Annotated in this window: 27 protein-coding genes; 11 read left to right on the forward strand and 16 right to left on the reverse strand. The window is 67.2% G+C overall.

The genetic code is table 11. The features are described from left to right. Positions 1-33: 33 nt before the first annotated feature. From tehA to ABEG18_RS08710, 12 genes are all read right to left on the reverse strand, one after another. Entirely contained in the window at positions 34-1,035 is a 1,002-nt protein-coding gene (tehA, locus tag ABEG18_RS08655; RefSeq protein ID WP_406857662.1) for a dicarboxylate transporter/tellurite-resistance protein TehA, read from the reverse strand. Then, positions 1,032-1,754, reverse strand: coding sequence for a pyridoxamine 5'-phosphate oxidase family protein (locus ABEG18_RS08660; protein WP_406857663.1), 723 nt, complete (start codon positions 1,752-1,754; stop codon positions 1,032-1,034). The genes tehA and ABEG18_RS08660 overlap by 4 nt, the downstream gene beginning before the upstream one ends. Continuing rightward, on the reverse strand, positions 1,751-2,674 hold the full coding sequence (locus ABEG18_RS08665; RefSeq protein ID WP_406857664.1) for an MBL fold metallo-hydrolase: 924 nt from the start codon (positions 2,672-2,674) through the stop codon (positions 1,751-1,753). The genes ABEG18_RS08660 and ABEG18_RS08665 overlap by 4 nt, the downstream gene beginning before the upstream one ends. A 37-nt stretch (positions 2,675-2,711) precedes the next feature. Continuing rightward, positions 2,712-3,680, reverse strand: coding sequence for an MBL fold metallo-hydrolase (locus ABEG18_RS08670; RefSeq protein ID WP_406857665.1), 969 nt, complete (start codon positions 3,678-3,680; stop codon positions 2,712-2,714). Between the two features lie 14 nt (positions 3,681-3,694). Further along, the gene (locus tag ABEG18_RS08675; protein WP_406857666.1) at positions 3,695-4,162 is read right to left on the reverse strand and encodes a DUF1348 family protein; all 468 of its coding nucleotides are present in this window, start codon (positions 4,160-4,162) and stop codon (positions 3,695-3,697) included. A 39-nt stretch (positions 4,163-4,201) separates the two neighbouring features. After that, positions 4,202-4,606, reverse strand: a complete 405-nt coding sequence (locus tag ABEG18_RS08680) for a DUF6130 family protein (protein WP_406857667.1) — start codon at positions 4,604-4,606, stop codon at positions 4,202-4,204. A 71-nt stretch (positions 4,607-4,677) separates the two neighbouring features. Beyond that, positions 4,678-5,643, reverse strand: coding sequence for an MBL fold metallo-hydrolase (locus ABEG18_RS08685; RefSeq protein ID WP_406858568.1), 966 nt, complete (start codon positions 5,641-5,643; stop codon positions 4,678-4,680). A 73-nt stretch (positions 5,644-5,716) separates the two neighbouring features. After that, positions 5,717-6,538 carry an alpha/beta fold hydrolase gene (locus ABEG18_RS08690; RefSeq protein ID WP_406858569.1) on the reverse strand — a complete coding sequence of 274 codons (822 nt, stop codon included), beginning with the start codon at positions 6,536-6,538 and terminating at the stop codon, positions 5,717-5,719. A gap of 402 nt (positions 6,539-6,940) precedes the next feature. Then, positions 6,941-9,928 carry an ATP-binding protein gene (locus ABEG18_RS08695; RefSeq protein ID WP_406857668.1) on the reverse strand — a complete coding sequence of 996 codons (2,988 nt, stop codon included), beginning with the start codon at positions 9,926-9,928 and terminating at the stop codon, positions 6,941-6,943. A 166-nt stretch (positions 9,929-10,094) separates the two neighbouring features. Continuing rightward, complete coding sequence (locus ABEG18_RS08700) at positions 10,095-10,562, reverse strand: carboxymuconolactone decarboxylase family protein (protein ID WP_406857669.1); 468 nt, start codon at positions 10,560-10,562, stop codon at positions 10,095-10,097. Positions 10,563-10,592: 30 nt separating this feature from the next. Continuing rightward, positions 10,593-11,009, reverse strand: coding sequence for a cupin domain-containing protein (locus ABEG18_RS08705; protein WP_406857670.1), 417 nt, complete (start codon positions 11,007-11,009; stop codon positions 10,593-10,595). Further along, positions 10,996-11,994, reverse strand: coding sequence for a catalase family peroxidase (locus tag ABEG18_RS08710; RefSeq protein WP_406857671.1), 999 nt, complete (start codon positions 11,992-11,994; stop codon positions 10,996-10,998). The genes ABEG18_RS08705 and ABEG18_RS08710 overlap by 14 nt, the downstream gene beginning before the upstream one ends. A 150-nt stretch (positions 11,995-12,144) precedes the next feature. Between ABEG18_RS08710 and ABEG18_RS08715 the strand changes: the two genes are divergently transcribed. Both ABEG18_RS08715 and ABEG18_RS08720 read left to right on the forward strand, forming a co-directional pair. Then, the gene (locus ABEG18_RS08715) at positions 12,145-13,044 is read left to right on the forward strand and encodes a helix-turn-helix domain-containing protein (protein ID WP_406857672.1); all 900 of its coding nucleotides are present in this window, start codon (positions 12,145-12,147) and stop codon (positions 13,042-13,044) included. 331 nt (positions 13,045-13,375) lie between these two features. Next, positions 13,376-14,404, forward strand: a complete 1,029-nt coding sequence (locus ABEG18_RS08720) for a lysophospholipid acyltransferase family protein (RefSeq protein WP_406857673.1) — start codon at positions 13,376-13,378, stop codon at positions 14,402-14,404. On the opposite strand, the gene ABEG18_RS08725 is transcribed toward ABEG18_RS08720, so the two are convergent. The 4 genes from ABEG18_RS08725 to ABEG18_RS08740 form a co-directional block, all read right to left on the reverse strand. Beyond that, complete coding sequence (locus tag ABEG18_RS08725; RefSeq protein WP_406857674.1) at positions 14,401-15,429, reverse strand: CorA family divalent cation transporter; 1,029 nt, start codon at positions 15,427-15,429, stop codon at positions 14,401-14,403. The genes ABEG18_RS08720 and ABEG18_RS08725 overlap by 4 nt on opposite strands. Positions 15,430-15,475: 46 nt before the next feature. Then, positions 15,476-15,916 (reverse strand): hypothetical protein, encoded by a 441-nt coding sequence (locus ABEG18_RS08730; RefSeq protein WP_406857675.1) that lies wholly within the window; start codon positions 15,914-15,916, stop codon positions 15,476-15,478. 112 nt (positions 15,917-16,028) lie between these two features. Next, the gene (locus ABEG18_RS08735; RefSeq protein WP_406857676.1) at positions 16,029-16,721 is read right to left on the reverse strand and encodes a DUF1045 domain-containing protein; all 693 of its coding nucleotides are present in this window, start codon (positions 16,719-16,721) and stop codon (positions 16,029-16,031) included. Between the two features lie 4 nt (positions 16,722-16,725). Then, complete coding sequence (locus tag ABEG18_RS08740) at positions 16,726-17,343, reverse strand: DapH/DapD/GlmU-related protein (RefSeq protein WP_406857677.1); 618 nt, start codon at positions 17,341-17,343, stop codon at positions 16,726-16,728. Between the two features lie 140 nt (positions 17,344-17,483). On the opposite strand from ABEG18_RS08740, the gene phnC reads away from it, so the two are divergent. The 9 genes from phnC to phnK all read left to right on the forward strand — a co-directional run bounded on the left by phnC (position 17,484) and on the right by phnK (position 25,003). Then, positions 17,484-18,284, forward strand: coding sequence for a phosphonate ABC transporter ATP-binding protein (gene phnC, locus ABEG18_RS08745; RefSeq protein ID WP_406857678.1), 801 nt, complete (start codon positions 17,484-17,486; stop codon positions 18,282-18,284). Positions 18,285-18,328: 44 nt separating this feature from the next. Beyond that, on the forward strand, positions 18,329-19,267 hold the full coding sequence (gene phnD / locus ABEG18_RS08750; protein WP_406857680.1) for a phosphonate ABC transporter substrate-binding protein: 939 nt from the start codon (positions 18,329-18,331) through the stop codon (positions 19,265-19,267). A gap of 57 nt (positions 19,268-19,324) precedes the next feature. Beyond that, positions 19,325-20,209 carry a phosphonate ABC transporter, permease protein PhnE gene (gene phnE / locus ABEG18_RS08755; protein ID WP_406857681.1) on the forward strand — a complete coding sequence of 295 codons (885 nt, stop codon included), beginning with the start codon at positions 19,325-19,327 and terminating at the stop codon, positions 20,207-20,209. Continuing rightward, a complete protein-coding gene (gene phnE, locus ABEG18_RS08760; protein ID WP_406857682.1) occupies positions 20,206-21,090 on the forward strand; it encodes a phosphonate ABC transporter, permease protein PhnE in 885 nt (294 codons plus the stop codon). Before phnE (ABEG18_RS08755) ends, phnE (ABEG18_RS08760) begins: the two co-directional genes overlap by 4 nt. 106 nt (positions 21,091-21,196) lie before the next feature. Then, positions 21,197-21,607: a phosphonate C-P lyase system protein PhnG gene (gene phnG, locus ABEG18_RS08765; protein ID WP_406857683.1), complete on the forward strand. Its 411-nt coding sequence runs from the start codon at positions 21,197-21,199 to the stop codon at positions 21,605-21,607. Then, positions 21,607-22,200, forward strand: coding sequence for a phosphonate C-P lyase system protein PhnH (gene phnH / locus ABEG18_RS08770; protein WP_406857684.1), 594 nt, complete (start codon positions 21,607-21,609; stop codon positions 22,198-22,200). The genes phnG and phnH overlap by 1 nt, the downstream gene beginning before the upstream one ends. Before the next feature lie 9 nt (positions 22,201-22,209). Then, the gene (locus ABEG18_RS08775) at positions 22,210-23,331 is read left to right on the forward strand and encodes a carbon-phosphorus lyase complex subunit PhnI (RefSeq protein WP_406857685.1); all 1,122 of its coding nucleotides are present in this window, start codon (positions 22,210-22,212) and stop codon (positions 23,329-23,331) included. After that, the gene (locus tag ABEG18_RS08780) at positions 23,328-24,221 is read left to right on the forward strand and encodes an alpha-D-ribose 1-methylphosphonate 5-phosphate C-P-lyase PhnJ (protein ID WP_406857686.1); all 894 of its coding nucleotides are present in this window, start codon (positions 23,328-23,330) and stop codon (positions 24,219-24,221) included. The genes ABEG18_RS08775 and ABEG18_RS08780 overlap by 4 nt, the downstream gene beginning before the upstream one ends. Next, positions 24,218-25,003 (forward strand): phosphonate C-P lyase system protein PhnK, encoded by a 786-nt coding sequence (gene phnK, locus ABEG18_RS08785; protein WP_406857687.1) that lies wholly within the window; start codon positions 24,218-24,220, stop codon positions 25,001-25,003. Before ABEG18_RS08780 ends, phnK begins: the two co-directional genes overlap by 4 nt. Position 25,004 lies beyond the last annotated feature (1 nt).

Here is a 25,004-nt window from a genome sequence, read left to right on the forward strand (position 1 = left end):
GAATTCCTCCTCGGAAATCCAAGCTGACTCCTGCTAGGTCTGTCGCGAGCTCATGGGCGTTCCGCGGGCCGAAGCCGCAACGCGCCGCGCAAAAAGGCGAAGAGACGCCGCCCCGATAAGGCCGACCGTGATGTTCGCGGCAGCAAAGAGGTATGGCGCGAGATGGGCGACCAGCCCGCCGTCCCCGCGCTCGACCATGGTCAGGGCCGCATTGGCCAAGGCGGTCGCGCCGAACGTGAACGCCCAGTACGAGAGCGCGAATGGCTGCTCCATGACCCATGGCAGCATTCGGACCAGAAGCAGGCCCTGCAGCAGCGCGTAGCCCAGCATCGCGCGCGCTGCGAAATCGGGCGCGGCGCCCGAGGCGCTCAGATAAGCGACTGCGCCGACAGCGGGCGGAGCGAGCTGCAGGCCCAGGAGGGGCCGAAGCGCAAGCGGCAGCGGGTCCTCGGTATAGAGGCGGTGCAGCAGAACCGACTCGATCGCCAGCCAGGTGAACAGGCCTGCGCCGAAGGCAAGCTGTGCTCCACCGGCATAACCGAGGGTCGCTGCAGCGGTCGACATAACGAATGCGCCCGCGACGAGGGGCAGGTACAGGACTGGGGTGGTGGCGGCGTGGTCGCGCCCTCCGCGCCACAGCGCGCCGGTCCGCCACAAGGCGAAAGAGAGCGTGAAGCCAGAGCCCAGTCCAAACAGGATGAGCCCCAAACTTGGAGAATAGGGCGCGACCGAGAGCCCTATCAGAGAGGCCGAGACGCCGACCAGGCCCAGGAAACAGCACTGGACAGGGTGGCGAGCCTCCGCCAGGGCCTCCTCCCGGGAGAAGACCCACCGCATCGCGTAGGCCAGGAGGAACGCTGTCCACAGCACGCCGGCGGTCAGGATCAGCGTTTCACCGCAGACGCTTGGCAGGCTCCAGACACGATGGGCGCCGCGCCAGGCGCCGCCCAGGCCGCCGACGCCCAAGACGATCCCGAACGTCGAGGCCGGAACCCCGTGCGCCTGTCCAGATACGCTCGCGCTTGTTCTCGTCACGACGCGGACTCCTCGGCTCGGGAGTTCGGCAGACCCTGCAAGTGGGCGTTTTCCGCCTTCAGCTCGGCGATTTTCTGCCGGAGGAGCGCCAACGCCTCCGCGAGCTCGTCCGGGGTGAAGCGAGGCCTGATGTGCTGCGGACAGTTCCAGTCGAAGGCTTCGACGCTGATCAGGATCGTCCGTTCGACATGCGCGGGGTAGCTCGGGTCGACCAATTGCGGCGCGTCGTCGATGCTGGCCACGGTGGCGCGCCCGAGAACCTTCAGACGGCGCTGGTGAGGGTAGTCCCTGAGGAAAAGCGAAACCCGACCATCGTGAAGGAGGTTCGCCGCCGTGACATATTGCCGATTTCCGCGAAAGTCGGCGAAGTCGAGCGTTCTGTCGTTGAGAGCATGGAAGAATCCTGGCCTTCCGCCCCGGAAGTGGACGTAAGGCCACCCAGTCTCCAGTGCAGACGCCATGGAGAAGCCGTCCCGGCCGGCGATGAAGGACAGTTCGTCCGGCCCGAGGCGGTCGTGGCTGTCGGGGCCCCGCTCGAGGCGCGCATAGGCTGCACGGCTCCCCTTGGCCAACTGCAGCGCCTTCACGCCGTCCGTCAAGGCGAGCTCCGCGAATCGATGGCCCATGAAGATCTCTCCTGCGCGGCCCCGGAGGCCGTCCATGCGGCTGGCCGCTTGCTGTCGGCTGGCTGCCCAACTGACGGCGGACGCGCCGGTCATGAGTGCGTTCCGGCGTCCGCGACGAACCTGAAGACCGTTCCTTTGCGCTCGGCGTAGCCGAGACCCGGATAGGGCCAGTGATAGCCGAGCATCCTGATCTTCTCGGTCGCGGCCCTGTCCAGAAAGTGCTGTCGTGTCCTGAGCGCGATCTCGGGATCGACGTCGAAGCCGAACCGCCAGGTCGGATGCTCGAAGAAGACGACATTGCTGGTCGCCACGTCGCCATTGACGATCATGAGGTCGGGGCCGTCCAGCTGGTAGGACAAGTGTCCTGGCGTGTGGCCCGGGGTCTCGATGGCCTGCATGCCCGGCGCGACCGCGTCCCCTGGTCGAAGCAAGGTCAGCCGGTCCTCGATGGCGGCGAGATCACGCTGAGCCCCGCGCGCGAAGGCATGCAGCGTGGGCGGCATGGTCGCCTCGTAGTTCGGATCGACCCAGAACTGCAGCTCTGCTTCGCTGACGTAATACCGGGCGTTGGGGCACATAAGCGCGCCCTCTGGCTTGATCGTGCCGCCAGCGTGATCGGGATGGACATGCGTGAACACGACCTTTGTGATCGAGGCTGGGTCGACGCCCGCCGCCCGAAGATGGGACGCCAGGCGTCCTGCGCTCGGCTGGAACTTGTCGCCCGAACCCGTGTCGACCAGGATAAGGTCCTCGCCAATCCGGATCAGGGGGATGTTGACCTGGAAGGGCGCGGACTGAGGTCCACCCTGCAGGCGAGCCAGGATGCCCGGCCGCTCGTCCGGCTCAGCGTCCGGAAGAATGACGTCGGCCGAGAGGGTGATATATCCGTCGCTCAGAACCACGATTTCGAACTCGCCGTGGCGGAACCTGTGGAGCTGCGAGGCAGGAGCCGGACCTGGCTCGGCCGCCCGCAAGGTCGGCCGCGGTTCGATCGTCGTGAACGGGTCGGACATGGGGGATGCCTCCGGGTGATGACGCAGGTGTCGGCCCCTAGTCCTGATAGGCCCACTCGGCGGCGACCCATCTGAGCTTGCCGCCCTCCGAGGCGATCCGGCCGAGCCCCGGGAAGGGCATGTGCGTGGCTGCGACCAGGGCCTTCTCCTCCGCGGCCCGCGGATAGAATTTGTCGCGCATCGCCTTGGCGGCATCCCGATCCTGCTCGAACAGGAAAAAGACGTCGGTCGCTCCAGGGTGAACGACCGGGAACAGCATGTCTGAGGCCATGATCAGGCTCTGTCCGGCGTCTGCGATGCGCACCCCGATATGTCCGGGCGTGTGGCCGGTCAGATCCACGATCGAGACGCCGCGAGCGATCTCGCGCTCGCCGTCGATCTGCTGCAACTTGGGGTATAGGCGGACCAGATCAGACGAGAGGTCGAAGCTCTTGGTCAGATAGGGCGGCGCGGAGCTACGCTTCGCAGGATCGGTCCAATGGCGGATGTCCCGGCGATCGACATAGACGTCGGCGTTCGGGAAGTTCTGGCGACCACCGGCCACGAGGCCGCCGATATGGTCCTGATGGGTGTGCGTGATGACGACGGCGTCGATGGCGTCAGGCCTGACCCCCATCTGGGCGAGAGCCGGGGCGAGCTTTCCTGACTGGCCCAGCGTTCCGCCGGGGCCCGTGTCGATCAAGATCAGCTGATCCCCATCCTCGACGAGATACTGGTTGAACAGGAACCGGACGCCTCCGGGCTTCGCCGCCGACATGGCCCTGGCCTGCGCTTCCGTGTCCTGCGCGGAAAGGCCCGGGAAGTACGAAAAGGGCATGTCCGCAAAGCCGTCGGCCAGCGCCGTGATCGCGAAACGGCCGATTCTGAACTGGGCCGACGGCGCCAGAAGCTTGGGACGAGAGCTCTGGTCCGCCGCCGCGAGGTTGGTGGGCGACAGAACCGAGGCAAGCGCCGCCGCGGCAGACGGCAGTCCGACGTTGAAAGCACGGCGCGACAGTGACGGCATGGCGCTCTCCCTAGTCACAGGCCAAGATCCGTGAGGCCCGGGTGGTCGTCCGGCCGTGGACCAAGCGGCCAGCGCAGCTTTCTGTCGTGGTCCTCGATCGATAGGTCGTTGATGCAGGCGAAGCGCCGGCGCATGAGCCCGTTCGCGTCGAATTCCCAGTTTTCCGAACCAAACGAGCGGAACCACTGGCCGTCTTCGTCGCGCCACTCGTAGGCATAGCGCACGGCGATGCGGTCGCCCCGGAACGCCCATACTTCCTTGACGAGCCTGTAATCGAGCTCGCGTGACCACTTTCGTCGCAGGAACTGCTTTACCTGCGCCCGTCCGCTCAGGAACTCAGAGCGATTGCGCCACAGCGTGTCTTCCGTATAGGCCAGCGCGACCTGCTCGGGATCCCGACTGTTCCAGCCGTCCTCGGCCAAGCGCGTCTTCCGCTTTGCGCTCGCGGCCGTAAAGGGAGGAAGAGGTGGTCGGTCCTGCATCGGAGTTCTCCCGCAGCAGTCACCGGTACCCGACGAGCATCACGGCGACTTGGGCACCGTGAACCGCACAACTTCGCTCGTGATCACCTTGTGGGTGGGATCGGCCAACTCGATCAGGATGGTGTGCGGGCCCGGAGGGAGCCCGACCACAACAAGAGTCTCGCCGCTGGCGTCCGCCCAGTGCCATGGCGCGTCATCCACTGTGACGTGGATATGCCCAATGCGCGGCGACACATCGAGCGCGCCGGGGCCAAAGACAGGGGCGATGCGGAGGTTCTCCGTCCGGTACTGGATGAAGACCCGCCCGAGCGCCAAGGGCTCGGCCAGCGGCGGGTCGACGACCAGCCGCGGCGGCGGCTCGTGATCGAGTCCAACCAGGGCCGAGGGGCCGCGATAGTCTCTTGCGGTCTGCGCGGAGGCGCTGGCGGCGCTTGAGAGAGCCATGATGATGGTCCATGTCAGAAGCGAATGCATGAGCTCGCCTTCCGATCGGAGGATGGGATGGTCAAGGGCGCTCATACGCCCATGTAGACGAGCTTGGTGAAAAGGGCCGGGCCGACCGCGTACTGCCCCCACTGGGCGTCGAAATGGGCCGTGGGCTTCGCGGCGATCGTCTCGTCCAGGCTGCGTCCGCGGGCCTTCAGGTTGGCGACCTCGTCTCGGATGCTCACGAGCATGTCACGAAACGCGCGAAGCCCGGCCTTGTCGCTGATCCCCGGCCCATGCCCTGGGAGGACGATCGTGTCGGTCCCGACGAGGGCGAGATTGGTCTCCGCAGCCGCGATGGTTCCTGCGATGCCGCCCCCGGTCGAATAGTCGATGAAGGGGTAAACTCCGTTCCAGTAGGTGTCGCCGGTGTGTAGGACGTTCGCTTCCGGGAAAAGAACGGAGATATCGCTGTCCGTATGCGCCGGCCCGTAGTGCTTCAGCGCGAGGGTGGATCCGTTGATGGTCACCGCTTTGCTGTCTGAGAACACTTCGTCGGGCAGGGCGGCCTGAGGCGCCTGAGGAAAATCGAAATTCCAGTCCTCCACCCGCTGGGCCTTGGCGAGATGGGAGCGGGTGTTTTCGTGAGCGAGAATGGACGCGCCTTCCTGGCGTATCCATGCATTTCCGTCTGCGTGATCGAAATGCCAATGGGTGTTGATCAGCAGGCGGACCGGAGTGGGGCTCAAACCGGACACGGCGTCGAGAATGCGCCGCCGCGAGGCCGTGATGCCGGCGTCGATCAGGACAGCGCCGTCCGCCCCGGCGAGCACGGCGATGTTGCCGCCTGAGCCTTCCAGGACGCTGACCCCGCCGCGAAGCTTGTGGACGGTGATCGGCGTTTCTGCAGCGGCCGCACGGATGCTGTCGACGATATTGCGGGCCTGGGCGAAGACCTCGTCGGGCCCCAGCCACCGCCCCGACCTCGCCCATGCGCCAGCTCCGATGCAGCAGAGGCAAAAGCTTCGACGTGAGAACCGGGATGCTCCGAGCATGGACATGTGAACGTCTCCAAGGTGCGGGATCAGTGACCGGTGGCGGCGCTCGCCCGAAGGCGAGCGACCAGCATCAGGCTCTGATGAAGGCCAGGAGGTCCTCGTTCAGCCGGTTCTTGTGCGTGGTGGGCAGCCCGTGCGGGGCGCCCTCATAAACCTTGAGGATCGCCTTGGGGATGATCTTGGACGAGCGTTGAGCCGAGTTGGCGATCGGCACGATCTGGTCGTCGCTGCCATGCACGATCAGAGTGGGCATGGTGAACTTCCGGAGATCTTCGGTTAGATCCGTCTCCGACCACGCCGTGATGCCGAAATAGGAAGCCGGGAAGCCGGCCATCATGGATTGAAAGACGAATTGATCGCGCACGCCTTCAGACACCTGGGCGCCCGGGCGGTTGTAGCCGTAGAAGGGCATGCTGAGATCTTTCCAGAACTGAGTGCGATCAGCCTGAACCGCCGCCCGGACCTTGTCGAAATTCTCTCTCGGCTGTCCGGTCGGATTGGTCTCCGTTTTCAGCATGAATGGCGGGATGGCGCTGACCAGCACCGCCTTGGAGACGCCCGCGCCGCCGTGCCGACCGATGTAGCGCGTCACCTCGCCCCCGCCGGTGGAATGGCCGACATGGACCGCGTCGCGCAGCTCCAGCTTCCGGACGAGCTCCGCCAGGTCGTCCGCGTAGGTGTCGAGGTCGTTGCCGTGCCAGCTCTGATCCGAGCGGCCGTGGCCGCGCCGGTCGTGGGCGATCACGCGAAAGCCGTTGCTGGCCAAAAAGTACATTTGGTCTTCCCATGCGTCGGCCGTGAGCGGCCATCCATGGCTGAAAACCACTGGCGGGCCCTCGCCCCAGTCTTTGAAGTAGAGCTGCAGGCCGTCTCGAGTGGTCATGGTGCTCATCATCGCGCCTCGTTGCGGCTTGGGGGACGCCGGGACCGCTGAGGCGGCGCCAGCCACGGGCGCGCCGGGCAAGCCCAGCGCCGAGCATGTGATCAGCCCGCCAGTCGCCGCCATGAAGATGCGGCGAGTGGGGCTGGAAGGGGGGAGATCGCTGGTCGGCGTCATCATCTCGTCCTCTTGGAGACGTCGCGGCGGAGTGGGCCGCCGCCGCCTTGCCAAGGCACGGACCGGACGATGGAGCCCCGGTTCTGTCAGCGACGTCGCCCTGTCCCTGGATGATGCCTCGGCATGAGCCAGGTCTTCAGTGAGATGGCGTGAGGCGGCGTGAGAACTTGTGAGGAGCCTGAGGCCGCAAACAGGACGGCCCGGGCGGGCAGCGAGGCTTCGACCGAGGACGCGGTTTCAGCCCTGGGCGATGAGGCGTTGAGCGGCAAGGAAATCGGGCGTGTCGAACCCCTCTTCGAACCGGGCGCAAACGGCCGCCAGCATCTCGGCGGCTTGCGGACCTCGGCCCTGCGCCAGCCACAGGCGCGCAAGGCTGATTCCGGATCGCAGTTCGAAGCTCAATGCGGAACTGCGGATCGCCTCCTGTTGGGCTTGCAGGTAGCAGGCCTGCGCCTCTTGCGCGCGGGGGGCAGGGCCAGACGCCAGGATGTCGCCCTTGATCCGCAGCAGTTCCGGAACGTTGAACCGGTCGCCGTTGCGCTCGACGGCCTCCCAGGCGGTCTGGATCGTGTCCAGGGCCTGGTCGCGCTCGCCGAGCGCCAGGAGGCCTTCCGCCAGCGCGCTGTTCAGGGCCGTGGTGAGGAGTTCGTATCGGCTCTCCCGCAGGCTCACAAGGGCGCTGCGGACGAGCAGTACGCCCGCCCGAGCGTCCCCGCGCATGATCGCCAGATAGCCCTTCACCCCGATCCCGGCGGCCGGATAGGGGATGATCGAGCGGCTGCGGGCATGCGCCACGAGCCTCTCGATGTCGGCTTCAGCCTCGGCCCAGTCTCCGATCCAGAGTGAGACCGAGACCGCCCAGATGAGAGCGATGCACAGCGTGAGCGGGTTGCCCAGGTCCTCCGCCTCCTCGACGGTTCGCCGGGCCAGCGTCCTGGCGCGCTCCGGATAGCCGAGCACCCAGAGCGTCCGGGCCATGCAGATGCCCGCCCGGTTTCGGTAGTCGACGCCGAAATGCAGCGTGTTGATCGTTTGCGACGCGGGCTGCATCGCCAGGGCCGCGCCAAGATGGTGATAGGCTGTTTTGGGCTCCTCCATGAGGTGGTGCGAGATCCCAAGCAGCGAATGCGCCGCTGCGATCGCCATCGGATCGGCCATCTGCTCGGCCACCGACATGCTGCGTTGGGCGAACCCCAGCGCGACGCGAAAGGCGCCGGTCCGATAGTGAAACAGGTGAAGACGTCCGAGGAGACGAAGCTGCGAAGGCCTGTCGCCAAGCTCTTGCGCGAGGGCCAGGCCCCTCTCGAGGGCGATACGGGCCACCTCGCTGTTGCTGTCGCTGAACATCACCGCAAGACCGAGTGCGCCCTGGAGGGCGATCTCGGCAGGGCCTCGGCCCGTCTGCTCGTCCAGGTTCGCGATCGCGCGTTCGCACCACCGTCGGCATTCTGTCAAAAGCGAAAGCTCGAGGTACAGAGGAGCCGTGGCGGCGGCCAGTCGGACGCCGAGCTGGAGGTTTCCGACCTTCGAGAACGCCCAATCCAGCGCTGCGCGCACATTGTCGAGATGCCCCCCCAGGGCGGCGAGGAGGGCCGGCGCCCTGTCCCGCTCGAAGTCAAAACGGCACAGGACATTGCTGTAGTACTCCGCATGACGGCGAGCCGCCTCGTCGAGTTCACCGGCCTCGGCGAGTTTGAGCCGCCCGTACGCCCGCGTGGTGTCGAGCACGCGATAGGTGGCGCGCCGGCTTCCGCCATCCACGGTCAGGAGAGACTTCGCGACCACGCGCGCCACTAAGGCCTCGAGCACGTCGCCATCTTCGATCCATACGACCTCTCGGACCGCCTCCAGCGAGAAGGGGCCTGCGAAGATGGCCAGGCGGCGCATCACGGCGCGCTCCCCTGGCGAGAGAAGCTGGTAGCTCCAGTCGATCGTCGCCGCCAGAGTTTGATGGCGGGGCAGAGCCGTCCTGCGGCCCTGGTGCAGGACGGCGAGGCGATCGCTCAGGAGATCCGCCGTACCCTCCAGGCCATAGGCGTTCACGAGCCCGGCGGCCAGTTCGATGGCGAGGGGAATGCCGTCAAGCTTGCGACAGATCTCTGCGACGATGGCCGCCTCGGGACGCCGGAGCTTCACCCGCCATCCGCTCGCCGCAGCCCGCTCGGCGAAGAGCCTGGCCGCAGGGAAGGCGAGCACTTCGTCCACCGACGCGTCGCTCCGGTCCGGTGGCGTCTCCAGAGGAGGGATCGAAACCACGTTTTCTCCCTCGGCCCGCAACGCCTCCCGGCTGGTGGCCAGGATCAGGACGCTCGGCGCTTCCCAGAAAAGGCGCTCGGCCAGGGCGGCCGCGCCTTCGATGACGGGTTCGCAGCAGTCCAGAACCAGCAGGAGGCTCTGGTCCCGCAAGAAGGCGATGAGATCGGCCGTCGGATCTTCGGACTGCACGGCCAGTCCGACCGCGACGGATACAGCCGCCGCTGCAAGCTCCGGATCCTGCAATGAGCCGAGATCCGCGAAACAGATCGCGCCCCCCAATCGAGGGGACAGGCGTTCTGCGACAGCGCTGGCCACAGTGGTCTTGCCGATTCCGCCGGGCCCGACCAGCGTTATGAACCGTTTCGCCGACAGCTCTTCGTCGATGCTTATGACCAGCTCATCGCGGCCGATCGGAGCCAGAAACCGGGCGGGCGCTGATGACGGGACGATCGCCTGACGGTCCGCGGGCCGAATCTCGACCTTGCCCCGCAGGCGCGTCACCGGAGCCACGAAACAGTAGCCCTGGCCGGCCAGGGTCTTCACATATTCGCCATGAGGCCCTGCCTCCCCGAGCGCCTTGCGGAGCGCAGACACGTGGAAACGGAGGGTCCCTTCGTCCACGGACACGTCCTGCCACACGCGCGCGAGAAGCGCGCTCTTCGTGACGAGCTTGCCGTCGTTCTGGACAAGGGCGCAGAGAATGTCGAAGGCGCGGGCGCCGATGACCCGCGGCTCGCCGTGTTTCAGCAGAACCCTGGCCCGGACGTCGAGCTGGAACGGTCCAAAAGCGAGGCGCTCCGCGCCGCCGTCGTGGGCTTCTTGCTCTGACATAAGCGAGGGCGTGCTCGCTCTTGAGATGAAGCGAGTCTCTTCCGCCGAATAGCTGATCGGGAAGGAGCGTACATCAAACCGAACAATCGATATAGCGTCGGTCCGGTGCCGCTGACCTGCTTCAACGTGCCGCAGCATACTGCGTCCGAGGCCGGGAAGTCTGCCATCTGGCGTGACCTTAAGCTTCTCAGCTGGACGTTAGTGTGTCCGCCAACGCGAGATAACGACCCCGCATGGATGTCCAACGCGAGTGATGCCTTGCCTAGTGTGACGGCATGTCGACCGTTCTCCGCGATGGTCTTGGTCATTGGCCACCCCCCATTTTGGCCACCGAGGCCGGCGTCTTGCGGAAGCTGATCGCGACCCGGTTGTAGGTGTTGATCAGACCAATCGCGATCGTTAGGTCTACGAGTCCCTTCTCGTCGAACTCCCCTCGGGCCATTGTAAAGACGTCCTCGGGGACATGGCTTTCCGCGATCATGGTGACAGCCTCAGTCCACGCCAGCGCCACTTGCTCCCGCGGAGTGAACCAGCCTTCGGCCTCCCGCCAAGAGGGCATCATCAGCAGCTTCTGCGCGGACTGACCCGCCTTCAGCAGATCCGTTGCGTGGTTGTCGATGCAGTAGACGCAGCCGTTGATCTGCGAGGCGCGGAGGTAGACGAGGTCGACAAGGGGCTTCTCAAGCCCGCATCCGGACACATAGCCGTATAGTGCGCCGAGGGCTTTCATGCCTTGTGCGGAAAGCGCCTGATAGTCGAGCCGCAGACTCATGTCGCACGTCCTTTCAGGTCAGTGCTGGTTTCATGGATCGTCCGCCTTAAGCGCATCGCCCGTCGGGGCGATGAACACGACCAGCAAAGTGGCGGACTCGGTCGAGCTGCCATTCTCCGTCAGGACGTGGTGGTCGCCGGGCCTCTCAGTCCAGCTGTCTCCGGTTCGGTAGACGCGGACCGGCTCACCCTCGATCTGGCTGCGCACCGTCCCGGCCAGCACGCTGGCGAACAGGAACGCGCTGCCGTGGCGGTGGGGTGATGACTTGGCGCTCAGCGGGAATACGACTTCGACCGCTGTCAGCGTATGCCCGGGCATGTTGGGCATGGTTTCCCGGAGAAGCGGCCGGAGAGTTTCGGAAGGCGCCGAGCGAACCTGCCCGGCGCCTCCGAGGATCCCCACCGCCAGCAAAGCGGCGGCGAGGATCATGCCGTTATTGCCGTTCACCGAACGACACCGGATAGGCTGCGTTGCGGACCTCCACCATGGGATCGGCGATGCCGATGCCGGAGGGCACGTCGCCGGGGAGGAACAACAGGGCCCGGTCGCGCTCTGGCGTGTTAGGAACCGCCTTGTCGATGGTGATGACGCCGAGCGTCACCTGCCGGCGGCTTTCGGGCCAGGCCAGGGAGGGGTCGTCAATCTTATCGCCCGGGTCGCCGACCTGGGCGAGCCAGGTGAACGTGACGGGATGCGTGGCGACGCGCGGCCCGATCTCGTCCATGAGAAAGTTCGCCGAACTGGCCTTCACTGCGTCTGCTGTCAGGTAGCGCTCGCCGGCGCCGGGCACGAAGCGATAGCGCACCGGCAGCTTCTGTCCTGCCGCGTTCGTGAAGTAAAAGGCGTTCACACCGAAATAGGCCGATGTCGCGAAGCTCTCCGGCGGCGGCTTCTGGGTCGTGAAGAAGGCGAGCGCACGGGGGTGCGATGCGAAGAAGGTGTCTAGCGGCGTCGGCTTTGGGGCGTCGGGGCCACTCTTCGGCAGGGCTTGGAGGAGCGTGCTGAACTCGGCCGCGGTGGCCACGGGAAATCCGTTGAAGCTGTGAGAGACGATGTCGTAGGTCCCGCCGCCCGGCAGGTCGAACTTGATCGCCAGGCCCCGCGGATTGGCGTCGCCGCTGGTGTCGGGGATGTCGGGCAGACCTGTGAAATCCGAGAACCTGACTGTCACAGGCCGCCGTCCTGTGAACAGGGATGCGGTCGACAGTCTTGGTGCTTCTACGCTCGGCTGAAAGCTGCCCTCGAAAAAGATCCCCTTGGCGTGGACGGCGCGAGCATGCCGGTCGCCGAAAGCGCCGTGAAAATCCCGCACCAGCTGCGCGGGTAGGTCGGATTGATCCGTTTCGGCCATGGCCGTTCCTCCCGCCGCATTGGACAAGGCCATGGCGCTGAGGACGATCGTGAGGGTCGTCCGCCATCGGGGGTCATGCATCGCAAGCTCCTCGCCGAAAAAGGAGCCTCGAAGCTCACAGAGAGCGGTTCACTTGTCCGTTCCGAGATTGCTGTTTTCACGGTCGCGCGGCCGCGCCGCCCCACAGGTGCTAGAGTGCAGCCGCACCTTGTGTCCTCGGGAGGTCGCATCATGGACCTGTTTGCGGACGGCTTGCGCAAGTATGGCGGGCTCGACGTGATCTCCACGTCCCGGCGGCTCGCCTGGCATGGGCTGGTGGCAGACCTGCGCCATCACGAAGCTGCGGAGCTGCCTCCGTTCGAGCCGCAGGCCCTGGAGATCTGCATCGCCGTCGCCTGCCACGACGACTGCGTGGTGACGCGCCGGGGCCAGGGTGTCTGGCAGCGGACGCAAGTCGAACCCGGCATCATCTGGCTCTGTCCCAGCAGGGTGCAGGAAGAAGACATTCGGATTTCCGAATGGCACGACATTTTGCACCTCTATTTGCCAGCCGACGGCTTCTCCCGCTACGCCGGCGAATACGGCGGCACGCCAGTGTCCGCGGACTCCGTCCGCTACCTCGCGGGCGTGCGGGACGACCTGATCCGGCAGGCCGGCTGGCGCCTGATTTCGGAAATGCGGGAGCCCACATCGACCGCGCAAATGCGTGTGCAGAGCCTTTCGCAGCAACTGACCGGGCGCATCGTCGAGCGTTATGCCAGCAGCTACGGACGGGTTGACCGGGTGCATCGGCAACACCAGCTCGACGAACAGAGGTTGCGGCGCGTGCTGGAATTTATGGCCCAGCACATCGAGGAGGACATCAGCCTCGACGATCTCGCCGCTGCGGCGTGCCTGAGCCCGTTCCACTTCAACCGGATGTTCACTCGGCGCATGGGGATGCCCCCTCATCGCTATGTCAGCCGGATGAGGCTGGAACGCGCAAAGACCCTTCTCGCTCTCGGGCGCGTTCCCCTGGCCGAGATCGCCCTTGCGTGTTGCTTCTCGTCGCAGTCGAACTTCTCTCGCGCCTTCAGGCGGGTCACTGGAGAAAGTCCGCTGAATTTCCGGAGACACGCAGGGCAGGAATAGCACATCGCCTGCCCGGGTCGCCGAGCGCCTGTTGAACGCAAGCCGTCGTGTTCTGCTGCCGGTGAGACGACCGGCGGTTCGCAGACGGTCGGGAAGTCCGCTTTAGGGTCAAGAGCTGACAACGGTTCCTAGACGGCGCAGGTCAGATTCAACCTTCGGTGGTTGCGCGTCCCCGCAACCAACCGTCCCAAAACTCCCCGACGCTCCCCAGCGCCGGGAGTTTTGCGTTCTGGGCCAGGGCGAGGAGCGGGCGGCCAGGAAGGCGGACAGGTCGCCATGCAGCACGGCGTCGAGCCCGGGCCCGTCGGCGCGCGGCCGCAGCTCGACCTTCTTGATCATCGGGCGGCATTGTCAGCCTCGCCTGCGCCGTACACAGCGCCTTTCCGTCACGGGGGCGTCATCACCCCTCGCTACCAGCAGGCCATTGTCGCACCGCATGGGGCCACACATGGACGACCTGCTTTTCAGCTACGCGGATGAGACGACGCCGCGCTTCAAGCGCAGTGTCATTCGCACGGTGGAGCGCCTGACGGGCCAGCCCGAACTGAAGCGGATCTATCTCGACAACCAGCTCCGTCCGCGCGCAGGGGAAAGCTTCTGGTCGGCCGCCGTGCGGCGTCTGCGGCTGGACGTGCGCTTCGACGCCGCCCGGCTCGCGGCGCTCCCGAAAACCGGGCCCCTGGTGATCGTCGCCAACCATCCCTACGGCGTGCTGGACGGGCTGGTGATCGCCTGGTTGGCCGAGCGCATCCGTCCGGACTTCAAGATTTTGACGCACGCCGTGCTGCTGCGCGCGCCCGAGGCTGCGCCGCAACTGCTGCCGGTCGATTTCTCCGGCTCGCCGGCCGCCATGGCGACCAATCTGGCGTCCCGCGCCGCCGCGCGCGACCACCTCGCCCAGGGCGGTTGCGTCGTGGTGTTTCCGGCCGGCGGCGTCTCGACCTCACCTGATCGCCTTGGGCGCAAGCCCGCGCAGGACGCGCCATGGCAGCCCTTCACGGCCCAGCTGATCGAAAAGGCGAAGGCTGCCGTGGCCCCGATCTATTTCGAGGGGCAAAACAGCCGCGTGTTCCAGATCGCCAGCCATCTCAGCCTCACGCTGCGGCTGGCGCTGATCTTCCATGAGGTCCGCAGCCGAATGGGGGCGGAGCTCCGCGTCGCCATCGGCGCGCCGATCGACGGGAGCGACCTGGCGCGCGCCGGCGACCGCCGGGCCCAGATGGCCGAACTGCGGCGCCGTACCGAGGCGCTCGCCTCGGACCTGCCCGCCGGGCGCCCGCCCGCCCGGCGCGGGGAGGCCTTGAAAAGCCGCATCGCTACCGTCACAGCCAAGCTCAACCTGAGCCCGAAACGGGCCTAGTGGCGGCCGCCGCCTCGCCTGAGCGCGGCCGTGAGGCCGATATACACCAGCATGGCCGCCAGAACGGCGATCACGCAGGCCCACCAGAAGCCGCTTTCGTCCTCGGCGAACGGCAGCCCCTTGGTGTTCATGCCGAAAAGGCCGGTGACCAGGGTCGCGGGCAGGAACACGGCGGTCAACATCGACAGGGCGTAGAGTTGGCGGTTCGTCTCGGCCGCGAGGCGGGCCGAGATCTCGTCCTGCAGCAGTCGCGCGCGCTCCTGGGTGGAGTGCACCTCCTGGTGAATGGATTCCAGCCGCTGCGCGATGCGGCCCGCGGCCTCGCGCACGTCCGCCGGAAGCCGCAGCGCGGGGGCGAGTTCGACGCGCCGGAACAGGCCCATGAGGCGCGAAAGCTGACGGTTGAGCCGCACGGCGCGCCGCCGCATGGCCCCGATGGGCGCGCCGGCTTCCGCGCCGTAGCCCTCCAGGATCTTGTCCTCGACGCTGTCCACCGCGTGGCCAAGCTCGGTCGCGGCCGCCGCCACCACGTCAGCCTCCCGGTCGACGATCGCCTCCAGCAGGTCCAGCGCAGAGTCGATGGGCCGACCGGTCTCCACGGCGGCGCGCGTAGCCCCGATGGACCGGAGCGACTGGCGACGTCCCGTGAGCAGCAGGCGCTCCGCCAAAATGAAGCGCAGCTGCGCCAGTTCTTCGGTTTCGTGGGCGAAGTCGAGCTTCAGGTCGACGAAAACGCCCGCCAGCACGTCGCCCTCGATGTCGACCTGGTCATGCTGCGTGGAGGCGAGCAGGACCTCCTTGGCCTCGTCGGGGATGAACGCCTGGCGCGACACCCAATCGCGCCCCCGCTTGTCCACGAGGTTGACGTGGACCCACCAGAAGCGGCCGTCAGGATCGGGCAGGGTAGGCGCGGCGTTCTGCGCCAGCGCCAGCCCGCGGCCGTTCTCGTCGAACCGATAGGCGAAGACGATGCCCGGCCGCGTGTGCTCGTCGGCAAGGGGCAGCGCGGCTGCGCGCACCGTCATCGCTGAGCCCGCCGATGGCGTTTTGCGGAAGCCGCGTTCGAGCGCATCAGGGCTTTGCTGTCTGGGGAGCAGCTGCGTCGGACTTGCGCCGCGGCGCTTTGTCCCGAACGCCGCCGGGCTCGCCCGTCTTGTCGTTGGCGGGCGTCAGCGGCTCCGGCGCGGCTGCGAGAGCTTCCGGAGCAGAAGCCTTGCGCCTGTGCCTCTTGGACTTCTGGGGCTTGGCCTTGAGCTTGCCGATGGCGCTCTCGTTGTGCTTCACCGCGAAGGCGTGCAGTTTCTTCAACGCGCGGCGTTCTGCCTTCAGGGCGTCGAGCTCGGCCTCCACGGCCTTCGTGCCGGCCGAACTCGCGAGCGCCGACAGCATGTCGCCCCGCCCGTCCATTCCCTTCACCTCGCCGCGGGCGGAAGCCGCGACCTTGCGGACCTGCTTAGCTTCCTTGTGGGCCTCCAGCAGCTTTTCGAATTTGCGAGCTTGCTTGTCTGTCATGCGACTACGCCTCCGTTCGGCGGCACTATGATGAGCCCGCTTGTCACAATCGAGAGGCGAAGCTTCAGCTTCGCGCGGGGCTTCCGGGGAGAGGCTGAACCACATGTCCCGTTCACCCCTGGCCCATCGCGGCGTGCGCGACGACGCGAAAGCGCGCGCCTGGCTCCTGCCGGAACAGCGCGACGCGGTTCACCAACACGGGGCCGTCGCCGAGACGCTGCGCCGCCAGCGCCCGCAGGCGCGCCGCGACGGGGTCGGCATGGTCTCCGAGCGGGCCCGTGAGCGTCATGTGGAAGCGGTATTGCTCGCGCACATACGGGTAGCCGAAATGCTCGAACAACTCACGTTGACGAGGCGTCATCGCGTCGGGGTTGCGGCGCAGCCGCTCGGCCGGGGATGGCGGCGCGCGGAATGGTTCGAAGGCGTCCACGGCCGCATCGGCGAGAGACGAAAGCGCCGGCGGCCGCCCGGGCGGAACGAGCGCCACGAAGGCGTCGAGCGCCGCCACGGCGAGCCCAGTCTCAACCGCGGTTTGGCCGCGCGCGAACTGATGGAGCGTCTCCACGAGTTCGTCCTCGCCGCGCCCGTCGGCGAGTCGGAACGGCGCCTTCAGGGTCGCATGGAAGCCGTAGCGGCGCGGTTCGGCCGTCAGATCCCGCCATTCCGCCTGCGAAAAGCCTTCCAGGGCGAGCGGAGGCATGTCTTCGCCCGTTGCAGCGTCGTAGCCCAGCACGGCGGAGCCGAACCGCCAAAGCGCGGTGTCGGGGGAGGGCGCGAAATAGATGGCGTAGCGGGGCCCGTCCATGCGGTCATCCGCCGTGACGCTCGAGGAATGCGTCGACCGACAGGGCGCGGAAGTCCGGCAACGCCATCCGCAACCGCTCGTGGTCCCAGTCCCACCAGGCGAGCGCCTGGAGACGGTCGGCCGTGCGGGCGTCGAAGCGGTCGCGCACCGGCCGGGCGGGGACGCCGGCCACCACCGCGTAGGGCGCGACGTCCTTGGTCACCACCGCGCCGGCCGCCACCACGGCGCCGGTCCCGATGCTGCGACCGGGCAGGATGATCGCGCCGTGCCCGATCCACACGTCATGGCCGATGGCGACCGGCGTCGAGCGCCGCCAGTCGAAAAACGCGGCCTCGTCCGGCTCGCCCTCGAAATAGGCCGAGGCCCGGTAGGTGAAATGCGCCTGCGTGGCCCGGTGCATGGGGTGGTTGCCGGGATTGATCCGCGTCGCCGCCGCGATGGAGCAGAAGCGGCCGATCGTCGTGTCCATGATGTCAGCGTCTTGCACCACGTAGGAGTAGTCGCCCATGCGGGTCTCGACCACGCTGGTGCGCGCGCCCACCTCGGTGTAGCGCCCGAGCTCGGACGTCACCACCTGGGCGGTGGGGTGGATCAGCGGCTCTGGTCCCAGTTTCGTCGCCACGCCGAATCTCCTCCGCAAGCGTTCGCGCGGTCGATCGCATGGCGCCGTGACGTCGGAATGACGCGTCCTGCCGCCGGCTGTCACGAAAGCGTTGCGCAGACCCATTAGCCGGTTCTCCAGCGGAAATCGGGGCTGACCCAATGCTGGTGATCGAGGGACTGACGCGACGTTTCGGCGGCAAGGCCGCGGTCAGCGACGTGAGCCTGACCATCGAGAGCGGCGGCTTCGTGGGCGTGATCGGCCGCTCCGGCGCCGGCAAGTCGACGCTGCTGCGCATGATCAATCGGCTGCAGGAGCCGAGCGAAGGCCGCATCCTGTGCGAGGGCCGCGACGTCACGGCGCTGCGCGGGCAGGCGCTGCGCGACTGGCGGGCCGACTGCGCGATGATTTTCCAGCAATTCAACCTCAGCGGCCGACTGGACGTGCTCACCAACGTGCTGATGGGCCGCCTCAACAAGACCTCGACTCTCAGCTCCGTGCTGCGGCTTTGGAGCCCGCAGGACAAGGCGATGGCGCTCTCGGCGCTGGAAATGCTGGACATCGCCAACCTGGCGGCCCAGCGCGCCGACAGCCTCTCGGGCGGCCAGCAGCAGCGGGTCGCCATCGCGCGGGCGCTGGTGCAGGAGCCGCGCATGATCCTGGCCGACGAGCCCATCGCGTCGCTCGACCCGCGCAACACCAAGGTCGTCATGGACGCGCTGCTGCGCATCAACAAGCACTACGGCATCACGGTGCTCTGCAACCTTCATTCGCTCGATCTCGCGCGCACTTATTGCGACCGCCTCGTCGGCATGGCGCAGGGCCGCGTGGTGTTCGACGGCGCCCCCGAGGCGCTGACCGAGGACGTCGCCCGCGAACTCTACGGCCTCGAGGCCGGCGAGGTGATGGACGCCGCCGCCGAGCGTCCCGAGCCCGCCGCCGCCGCCTTCGCGGCCGCCTGAACGCGCCGCGCGCTCGCGGCCAAGTTTTCACCCAGGAGAGACCCATGTTGAACCGACGCACTCTGATCGCCGCCGGCGCCGCCCTCGTGGGCGCGACGCTGGCCACCGCCGCTATCGCGCAGGACTGGAAGGCCAAGTATCCCGAGCTCGTGCTCGGCGTGATTCCGGCCGAGAACGGCTCGGGCGTGCTCGACCGCTACGGCCCCTTCGTGGAGTACCTGTCCAAGGAAATCGGCGTGAAGGTGACGCTGCGCGTCGCCCAGGACTACGCGGCCGTGATCGAAGGCCAGCGCGCCGGCAACATCCACATCGCCTATTACGGCCCGGCGTCCTTCGCCCGCGCCCGCCTCACCGGCGTCGCCACCGACGTGTTCGCCATGGACGTGAACAACGACGGCACGAAGGGCTACTACTCGGTGTTCTACGTGAAGGCCTCGAGCCCCTACAAGACGCTGCAGGACCTCAAGGGCAAGAACCTCGGCCTCGTCGACCCGAACTCCACCTCGGGCAACAACATGCCGCGCTTCGAACTCGACAAGATGAAGATCGAGCCGGAGAAGTTCTTCGACAAGGTCGTGTTCACGGGCAGCCACGAGAACGCCGTCTTGGCGCTCAGCCAGGGCACCGTGGATGTCGCCGCCAACGCCTGGACGGCCGACGACGACAGCTATCTCTACCGCATGATCACCAAGGGCATGCTGAAGAACGCCGACGGCTCGCCCGCCAAGGTCAGCGACTACCGCATCATCCACAAGTCCACGATGATCGTGAACGGCCCCTACGCCTACCTCAACAGCCTGCCGGACGACCTCAAGGCCAAGATCCGCGACGCTTTCATGAGCGCCGCCACCAAGGACAAGGCCGCCTTCGACAAGCTCTCGGACGGCAAGAACAAGCCCTGGGCCGCCACCGAGAACAAGGACTACGACCAGACGATCGAGCTGATCCGCTTCGTCGACAGCCTGCGCAAGAAGTCGTCCTGATCTCCAGCTCTCCGGGGCGCGGTTTCGACCGCGCCCCTTTTTTGTGAGAGGTCCGCCATGGCGACCGCCATTCCGCATCGGCCGGACGCCCAGAACCGAGCGCTCGCCGAAGGCTACGAGGCGGCGATTGCGGCCAGGCGCCGACGGATGCTCCTTAGCTTTGCCATCCTGGCGGCGCTCATCCTGGTCGCGGCGCGGATCAGCGAAGTCGACCTCGGGACCTTTTTCGGCAATCTCGGACGTTTCACCAGCTATATCGGTCGCATCTTTAAGCTGGAGGACGGCCACCTGGTTTTCACGAACCCGGTCGAGTGGCTCTGGGGTTTGCGGAAATGGCTCCGCCTGCTGGGCGAAACGCTGCTCATCGCCTATCTGGGCACGGTCATCGGAGGGCTCGGCGCCTTCGGGCTCAGCTTCCTCGCCGCCCGCAACATGGTGGTGGCGCCGTGGCTCCGCTTCTCGGCGCGGCGTTTCCTGGAATTCTGCCGCACCGTTCCTGAACTCGTCTTCGCGCTCATCTTCGTCGTGGCGTTCGGCCTCGGGCCGCTTCCCGGCGTGCTGGCGCTGGGCATCCACACCATGGGAGCGCTCGGGAAGCTCTTCGCCGAGGTGGTCGAGAATATCGACATGAAGCCGGTGGAAGGCGTCGCCGCCACAGGGGCGAACTGGGCGCAGAGCGTGCGCTTCGGCGCCATCCCGCAGGTGCTCTCTAATTTCGTCAGCTACACGTTGCTGCGCTTCGAGGTGAACGTGCGCGGGGCCGCCATCATGGGCTTCGTCGGAGCCGGCGGCATCGGCCAGGACCTCGTGGAGGCGATCCGCAAGTTCTACTACTCGGACGTCAGCGCCATCCTGCTGCTGATCGTCGTCACCGTGATGCTGATCGACCTCATCACCGAACGCGCGCGGCACGCGCTGATCGGCCGGGGACTGGGGCGATGAACGCCGTGCCTGAAGCCGCATCCCGCCACGCGGTGCTCGCCGACGTGGATCTCGCCGCCCTGACGGCGCGTCATCCGTCGGCGTTCCGCCCCGATTGGGGCCGCCGCGCCGTGGTTGCGGCCTGCGTGCTCGCGCCCGTCGCGCTGTTCGCTTATGCGCTCGGGAGCCTCGACGTCTCATGGTCCCGGGTGTTCGCCGGACTGGGGCGACTGGGCGATTTCGTCGGCCTCATGCTGCCGCCCAGCTACGGGACGACCGCCAAGCTGCTGACCTACCTGTACGCTCTGGCGGAGACGCTCGCCATCGCATTCCTGGGCACGCTCCTGGCCGCGATCCTGGCGCTGCCGCTGGGGTTCCTGGCTGCCCGCAACGTCATCCCGACCTGGATCTTCCGCTTCGGCGTGCGCCGCTTCCTGGACACGGTGCGCAGCGTCGACACGCTGATCTGGGCGCTCATCTGGATCAACGTGGTGGGCCTCGGCCCCTTCGCGGGCGTGCTGGCGATCATGAGCTCGGACTTTGGCGCCTTCGGCAAGCTGTTCTCGGAGGCCATCGAAGCGGCGGACAACAAGGCGGTCGAGGGCGTCGAATCGACGGGCGGCAGCCGGCTGCACGGCGTGCGCTTCGGCCTGCTGCCGCAGGTGCTGCCCGTGATGGCGAGCCAGGTTCTCTACTTCTTCGAGTCGAACACCCGGTCGGCCACCATCATCGGCATCGTCGGCGCGGGCGGCATCGGCCAGTACCTCTACGAGGAGATCAAGGTGCTGGAATGGGGCCATGTCTCCTTTCTGGTGCTGCTGGTGCTGGCCGCCGTCGTGTCTATCGACGCGGTGTCGGCGCGGCTGCGCTTCGCCGTGATCGGAAAACGCCGCGACGCGTGATCCGCGTCATCCGGGCGTCATGCGGCGCGCCTAGCAGAGCCGCATGAACGCCACCACACACCAGCGCCGCGCCGCCGCGCCCGGCGAAGAGGGACGACAGGCCGTAATGGCGGTCGCGGCGCTCGCGACGCTCGACGAATTGGAGCAGGCGGTCGCCCGGCTCGGACGGCCGGCGTCTCGCGACCTGCGGTCTCCCGAGATCGGCCTCGTCATGCTGCGCGGCCGCATCGGCGGCGACGGCGCGCCCTTCAATCTCGGCGAGGCGACCGTCACGCGCGCGGCCGTCCGCCTGGAAACGGGCGAGGTCGGCATGTCGTATCTGCTCGGCCGCGACCCCATCCGCGCGCGGCTGGCGGCGGTGATCGACGCCGTATGGCTGCGCGGCGACGAGACGCTGGTCAAAACCGTGTTTCTGGATCCCGTGCGCGCGCGCATCGAGGCCGAGCGGCGCGAACGCGCCGAACGGACCGCTGCGACACGGGTCGATTTCTTCACGCTGGTCCGGGGAGAAGACTGATGTCCGCCGCTCTGAACGCTGGCTTCCAGCGCCCCGTCTTCGACGCCCAATCGGTGTTTCGCTGCGTCATGATGGCCATGGCCCGCCCGGGAACGGTGCGCGAACTTCAGGTCGCCGTCGATCCGCCCGGGGACATGGCTTCGGCCGCCGCCGCCCTGGCGCTTGCGATGTGCGATTTCGAGAGCCCGGTCTGGCTCGACGACGCGCTGTCCGCCGACCCGGCCGTCCACGATTGGCTGCGCTTCCACACGGGCGCGCCGATCGTCAGCGATCCGCGCAAGGCCAGTTTCGCCTTTGTGGCCAACGCCGCGCAGCTCCTGCCGCTCGATTGCTTCGCCCTTGGCTCAGCCAACTATCCGGACCGCTCCACCACGGTCGTGATCGGCGTCGATTGGCTCGACCGCGAGGGCGACTGGCGCCTGGCCGGGCCGGGCGTCGACGGAGAAGACCGTTTCGCGGCCGGCCCCCTGCCACCGGACTTCCTCGCCCAGCTCTCCGACAACCACGGCCTGTTTCCGCGCGGGGTCGACATCGTGTTCGCGCAAGGAGACCGGATCGCCGCCTTGCCCCGCTCGACCATCGTCGGGAAGTGAGATCATTCCATGTATGTCGCAGTCAAAGGCGGCGAACGGGCGATCGATAACGCCCATCGTCTCCTCGATCACGCACGGCGCGGCGATCCCGCCGTTCCCGAGATCACGCCCGCCCAGATCGACGAGCAACTCGCGCTCGCGGTCGACCGCGTCATGGCCGAAGGCTCGCTCTACGACCGCGATCTCGCCGCCTTGGCGATCAAGCAATGCCGCGGCGACCTGATCGAGGCGATCTTCCTGGTGCGCGCGTTCCGCACGACGCTGCCGCGCTTCGGCGCGTCCGAGCCGGTCGACACCGCCGGCATGGTGATCGAGCGTCGCGTGTCGGCGACCTACAAGGACCTGCCCGGCGGACAGGTGCTCGGCCCGACCTTCGACTACACGCACCGCCTCGTCGATTTCGCGCTGGCTGCCGGCGTGGAGCTTGCCGAACCGGCGGTCGCGGGGGCGGGAGAGCCCATTGAAGCGCCGCACGTCACCGGCCTGCTCAACGATGAGGGCCTCATCGAAACCAATCCCGGTGAAGCGCAGGATCGCCCGGTGGGCGATCTCACCCGCGAGCCGCTGGAGTTCCCGGCCGACCGCGATCTGCGCCTGCAGAATCTGGCGCGCGGCGACGAGGGCTTCCTGCTGGCGCTCGGCTACTCGACGCAGCGCGGCTTTGGCCGGACGCATCCCTTCGTGGGCGAGATTCGCTTTGGCGAGGTCGAGGTCGCGTTCACGCCGGAGGACCTCGGCTTCTCCGTCACGCTGGGCCGCGTCGCGCTGACCGAATGCGAGATGGTGACGCAATTCAATGGGTCGGCCGAAGTCGCGCCCCAGTTCACCCGCGGCTACGGCCTCGTGTTCGGCCAGTCCGAGCGCAAGGCCATGTCGATGGCGCTTGTGGACCGGGCGCTGCGCACCCGCGAGTTCGGCGAGGACGTGGTCGCGCCGGCGCAGGACGAGGAATTCGTGCTGTCGCACTCCGACAACGTGCAGGCCACCGGCTTCGTCGAGCACCTGAAGCTGCCGCATTACGTCGACTTCCAGGCCGAGCTCGGCCTGATCCGGCAGCTGCGCCGCGAGCACGCGGAGCGCGTCGCCGCGAAACAGCCAGAGGCGGCCCCGCGCAGGGAAACGGCCGAATGAACGCCCCCATGACGGCCGGATACAACTTCGCGTATCTCGACGAACAAACGAAGCGGATGATCCGCCGCGCGATCCTGAAGGCCATCGCGATCCCGGGCTACCAAGTCCCGTTCGCGTCGCGCGAGATGCCGATGCCCTACGGCTGGGGCACAGGCGGCGTGCAGGTGACAGCGGCGGTGATCGGCGAGAACGACGTGCTCAAGGTCATCGACCAGGGTTCGGACGACACCACCAACGCGGTCTCGATCCGCAAGTTCTTCGCCCGCACGGCCGGCGTCGCCACCACGACGTCGACGGCGGACGCCACCATAATCCAGACGCGCCACCGCATCCCGGAGGCGCCGCTGACCGAGGACCAGATCCTCGTCTACCAGGTGCCGATCCCCGAGCCGCTGCGCTTCCTGGAGCCGCGCGAAACCGAGACGCGCACCATGCACGCGCTCGAGGAGTACGGCCTCATGCACGTAAAGCTCTACGAGGACATCGCCCGGCACGGCCACATCGCGACCACCTACGCGTATCCGGTGAAGGTGAATGGCCGCTACCTGATGGACCCGTCGCCGACGCCCAAGTTCGACAATCCCAAGATGCACCTATCGCCGGCGCTGCAGCTCTTCGGCGCGGGACGCGAGAAGCGCATCTACGCGCTGCCGCCCTACACGCAGGTCGTGTCGCTGGACTTCGAGGACCACCCCTTCGAGGTGAACCGGTTCGACAAGCCCTGCGCGCTGTGCGCCGCGCATGGCGTCTACCTGGACGAGGTCGTGCTCGATGACCGGGGCGGGCGCATGTTCGTCTGCTCGGACACGGATTTCTGTGAGACCCGCCGCGCCGAGGGACATCGGGGCGAGATGCTCGCCGACGCGCCGGCCGGAGGGGGCGAGCCATGAGTGCCGGCCACGAACTGCCGCTGCTTCAGGTCGAGACGCTGGGCAAGATGTACGGCGCGCGCGTCGGCTGCGCCGACGTGTCGTTCGAGCTCTACGCGGGCGAGGTGCTGGCCGTGGTCGGCGAATCCGGCTCCGGCAAGTCGACGCTGCTCAGCGTGCTTTCCACCCAGCTCGCCCCCAGCGCCGGCGCGGTGCGCTACCGCATGCGCGACGGCGTGTTGCGCGACATGTTCGCGCTCTCGGAAGCCGAGCGTCGCTTCCTGATGCGCACCGACTGGGGCTTCGTCCACCAGGATCCGCGCCAGGGGCTGCGCATGGGCGTGTCGGCCGGGGCCAATGTCGGCGAACGACTGATGGCGGTCGGCGAGCGCCACTATGGCCGCATCCGCGACACGGCCGTGGACTGGCTTGGCCGCGTCGAAATCGACGCCGATCGCATCGACGACCAGCCGCGCGCCTTTTCGGGCGGAATGCGCCAGCGCCTCCAGATCGCCCGCAACCTCGTCACCCATCCGCGCCTCGTGTTCATGGACGAGCCGACCGGCGGCCTCGACGTCTCCGTGCAGGCGCGGCTGCTCGATCTCCTGCGCGGGCTCGTCGCCGATTTGGGCCTCGCGGTGATCATCGTCACGCATGATCTCGCGGTCGCGCGCCTGTTGTCGCACCGCATCATGGTGATGCGGCAGGGCAGGGTGATCGAGACGGGCCTCACCGACCAGGTGCTCGACGACCCGCGCGAGCCCTACACGCAACTGCTCGTCTCCTCCGTGCTGCAGGTCTGAC

The organism is Alsobacter sp. KACC 23698 (assembly GCF_045348435.1).
In the GTDB taxonomy this organism is placed as follows: Bacteria; Pseudomonadota; Alphaproteobacteria; order Rhizobiales; family Beijerinckiaceae; genus Alsobacter.

Bases quoted from the DNA above. Each gene is read 5' to 3' on its own strand.
- ABEG18_RS08680 (WP_406857667.1), bottom strand. From the start codon at position 4,606: ATGGCTCTCTCAAGCGCCGCCAGCGCCTCCGCGCAGACCGCAAGAGAC.
- ABEG18_RS08675 (WP_406857666.1), bottom strand. From the start codon at position 4,162: ATGCAGGACCGACCACCTCTTCCTCCCTTTACGGCCGCGAGCGCAAAG.
- ABEG18_RS08715 (WP_406857672.1), top strand. From the start codon at position 12,145: ATGGACCTGTTTGCGGACGGCTTGCGCAAGTATGGCGGGCTCGACGTG.
- ABEG18_RS08665 (WP_406857664.1), bottom strand. From the start codon at position 2,674: ATGTCCGACCCGTTCACGACGATCGAACCGCGGCCGACCTTGCGGGCG.
- ABEG18_RS08660 (WP_406857663.1), bottom strand. From the start codon at position 1,754: ATGACCGGCGCGTCCGCCGTCAGTTGGGCAGCCAGCCGACAGCAAGCG.
- phnH (WP_406857684.1), top strand. From the start codon at position 21,607: ATGTCCGCCGCTCTGAACGCTGGCTTCCAGCGCCCCGTCTTCGACGCC.
- phnC (WP_406857678.1), top strand. From the start codon at position 17,484: ATGCTGGTGATCGAGGGACTGACGCGACGTTTCGGCGGCAAGGCCGCG.
- phnG (WP_406857683.1), top strand. From the start codon at position 21,197: ATGGCGGTCGCGGCGCTCGCGACGCTCGACGAATTGGAGCAGGCGGTC.
- phnE (WP_406857682.1), top strand. From the start codon at position 20,206: ATGAACGCCGTGCCTGAAGCCGCATCCCGCCACGCGGTGCTCGCCGAC.
- phnD (WP_406857680.1), top strand. From the start codon at position 18,329: ATGTTGAACCGACGCACTCTGATCGCCGCCGGCGCCGCCCTCGTGGGC.
- ABEG18_RS08685 (WP_406858568.1), bottom strand. From the start codon at position 5,643: ATGCTCGGAGCATCCCGGTTCTCACGTCGAAGCTTTTGCCTCTGCTGC.
- ABEG18_RS08695 (WP_406857668.1), bottom strand. From the start codon at position 9,928: ATGCTGCGGCACGTTGAAGCAGGTCAGCGGCACCGGACCGACGCTATA.
- ABEG18_RS08730 (WP_406857675.1), bottom strand. From the start codon at position 15,916: ATGACAGACAAGCAAGCTCGCAAATTCGAAAAGCTGCTGGAGGCCCAC.
- ABEG18_RS08780 (WP_406857686.1), top strand. From the start codon at position 23,328: ATGAACGCCCCCATGACGGCCGGATACAACTTCGCGTATCTCGACGAA.
- ABEG18_RS08670 (WP_406857665.1), bottom strand. From the start codon at position 3,680: ATGCCGTCACTGTCGCGCCGTGCTTTCAACGTCGGACTGCCGTCTGCC.
- ABEG18_RS08725 (WP_406857674.1), bottom strand. From the start codon at position 15,429: ATGACGGTGCGCGCAGCCGCGCTGCCCCTTGCCGACGAGCACACGCGG.
- ABEG18_RS08735 (WP_406857676.1), bottom strand. From the start codon at position 16,721: ATGGACGGGCCCCGCTACGCCATCTATTTCGCGCCCTCCCCCGACACC.
- phnK (WP_406857687.1), top strand. From the start codon at position 24,218: ATGAGTGCCGGCCACGAACTGCCGCTGCTTCAGGTCGAGACGCTGGGC.
- ABEG18_RS08700 (WP_406857669.1), bottom strand. From the start codon at position 10,562: ATGAGTCTGCGGCTCGACTATCAGGCGCTTTCCGCACAAGGCATGAAA.
- phnE (WP_406857681.1), top strand. From the start codon at position 19,325: ATGGCGACCGCCATTCCGCATCGGCCGGACGCCCAGAACCGAGCGCTC.
- ABEG18_RS08710 (WP_406857671.1), bottom strand. From the start codon at position 11,994: ATGCATGACCCCCGATGGCGGACGACCCTCACGATCGTCCTCAGCGCC.
- ABEG18_RS08775 (WP_406857685.1), top strand. From the start codon at position 22,210: ATGTATGTCGCAGTCAAAGGCGGCGAACGGGCGATCGATAACGCCCAT.
- ABEG18_RS08690 (WP_406858569.1), bottom strand. From the start codon at position 6,538: ATGAGCACCATGACCACTCGAGACGGCCTGCAGCTCTACTTCAAAGAC.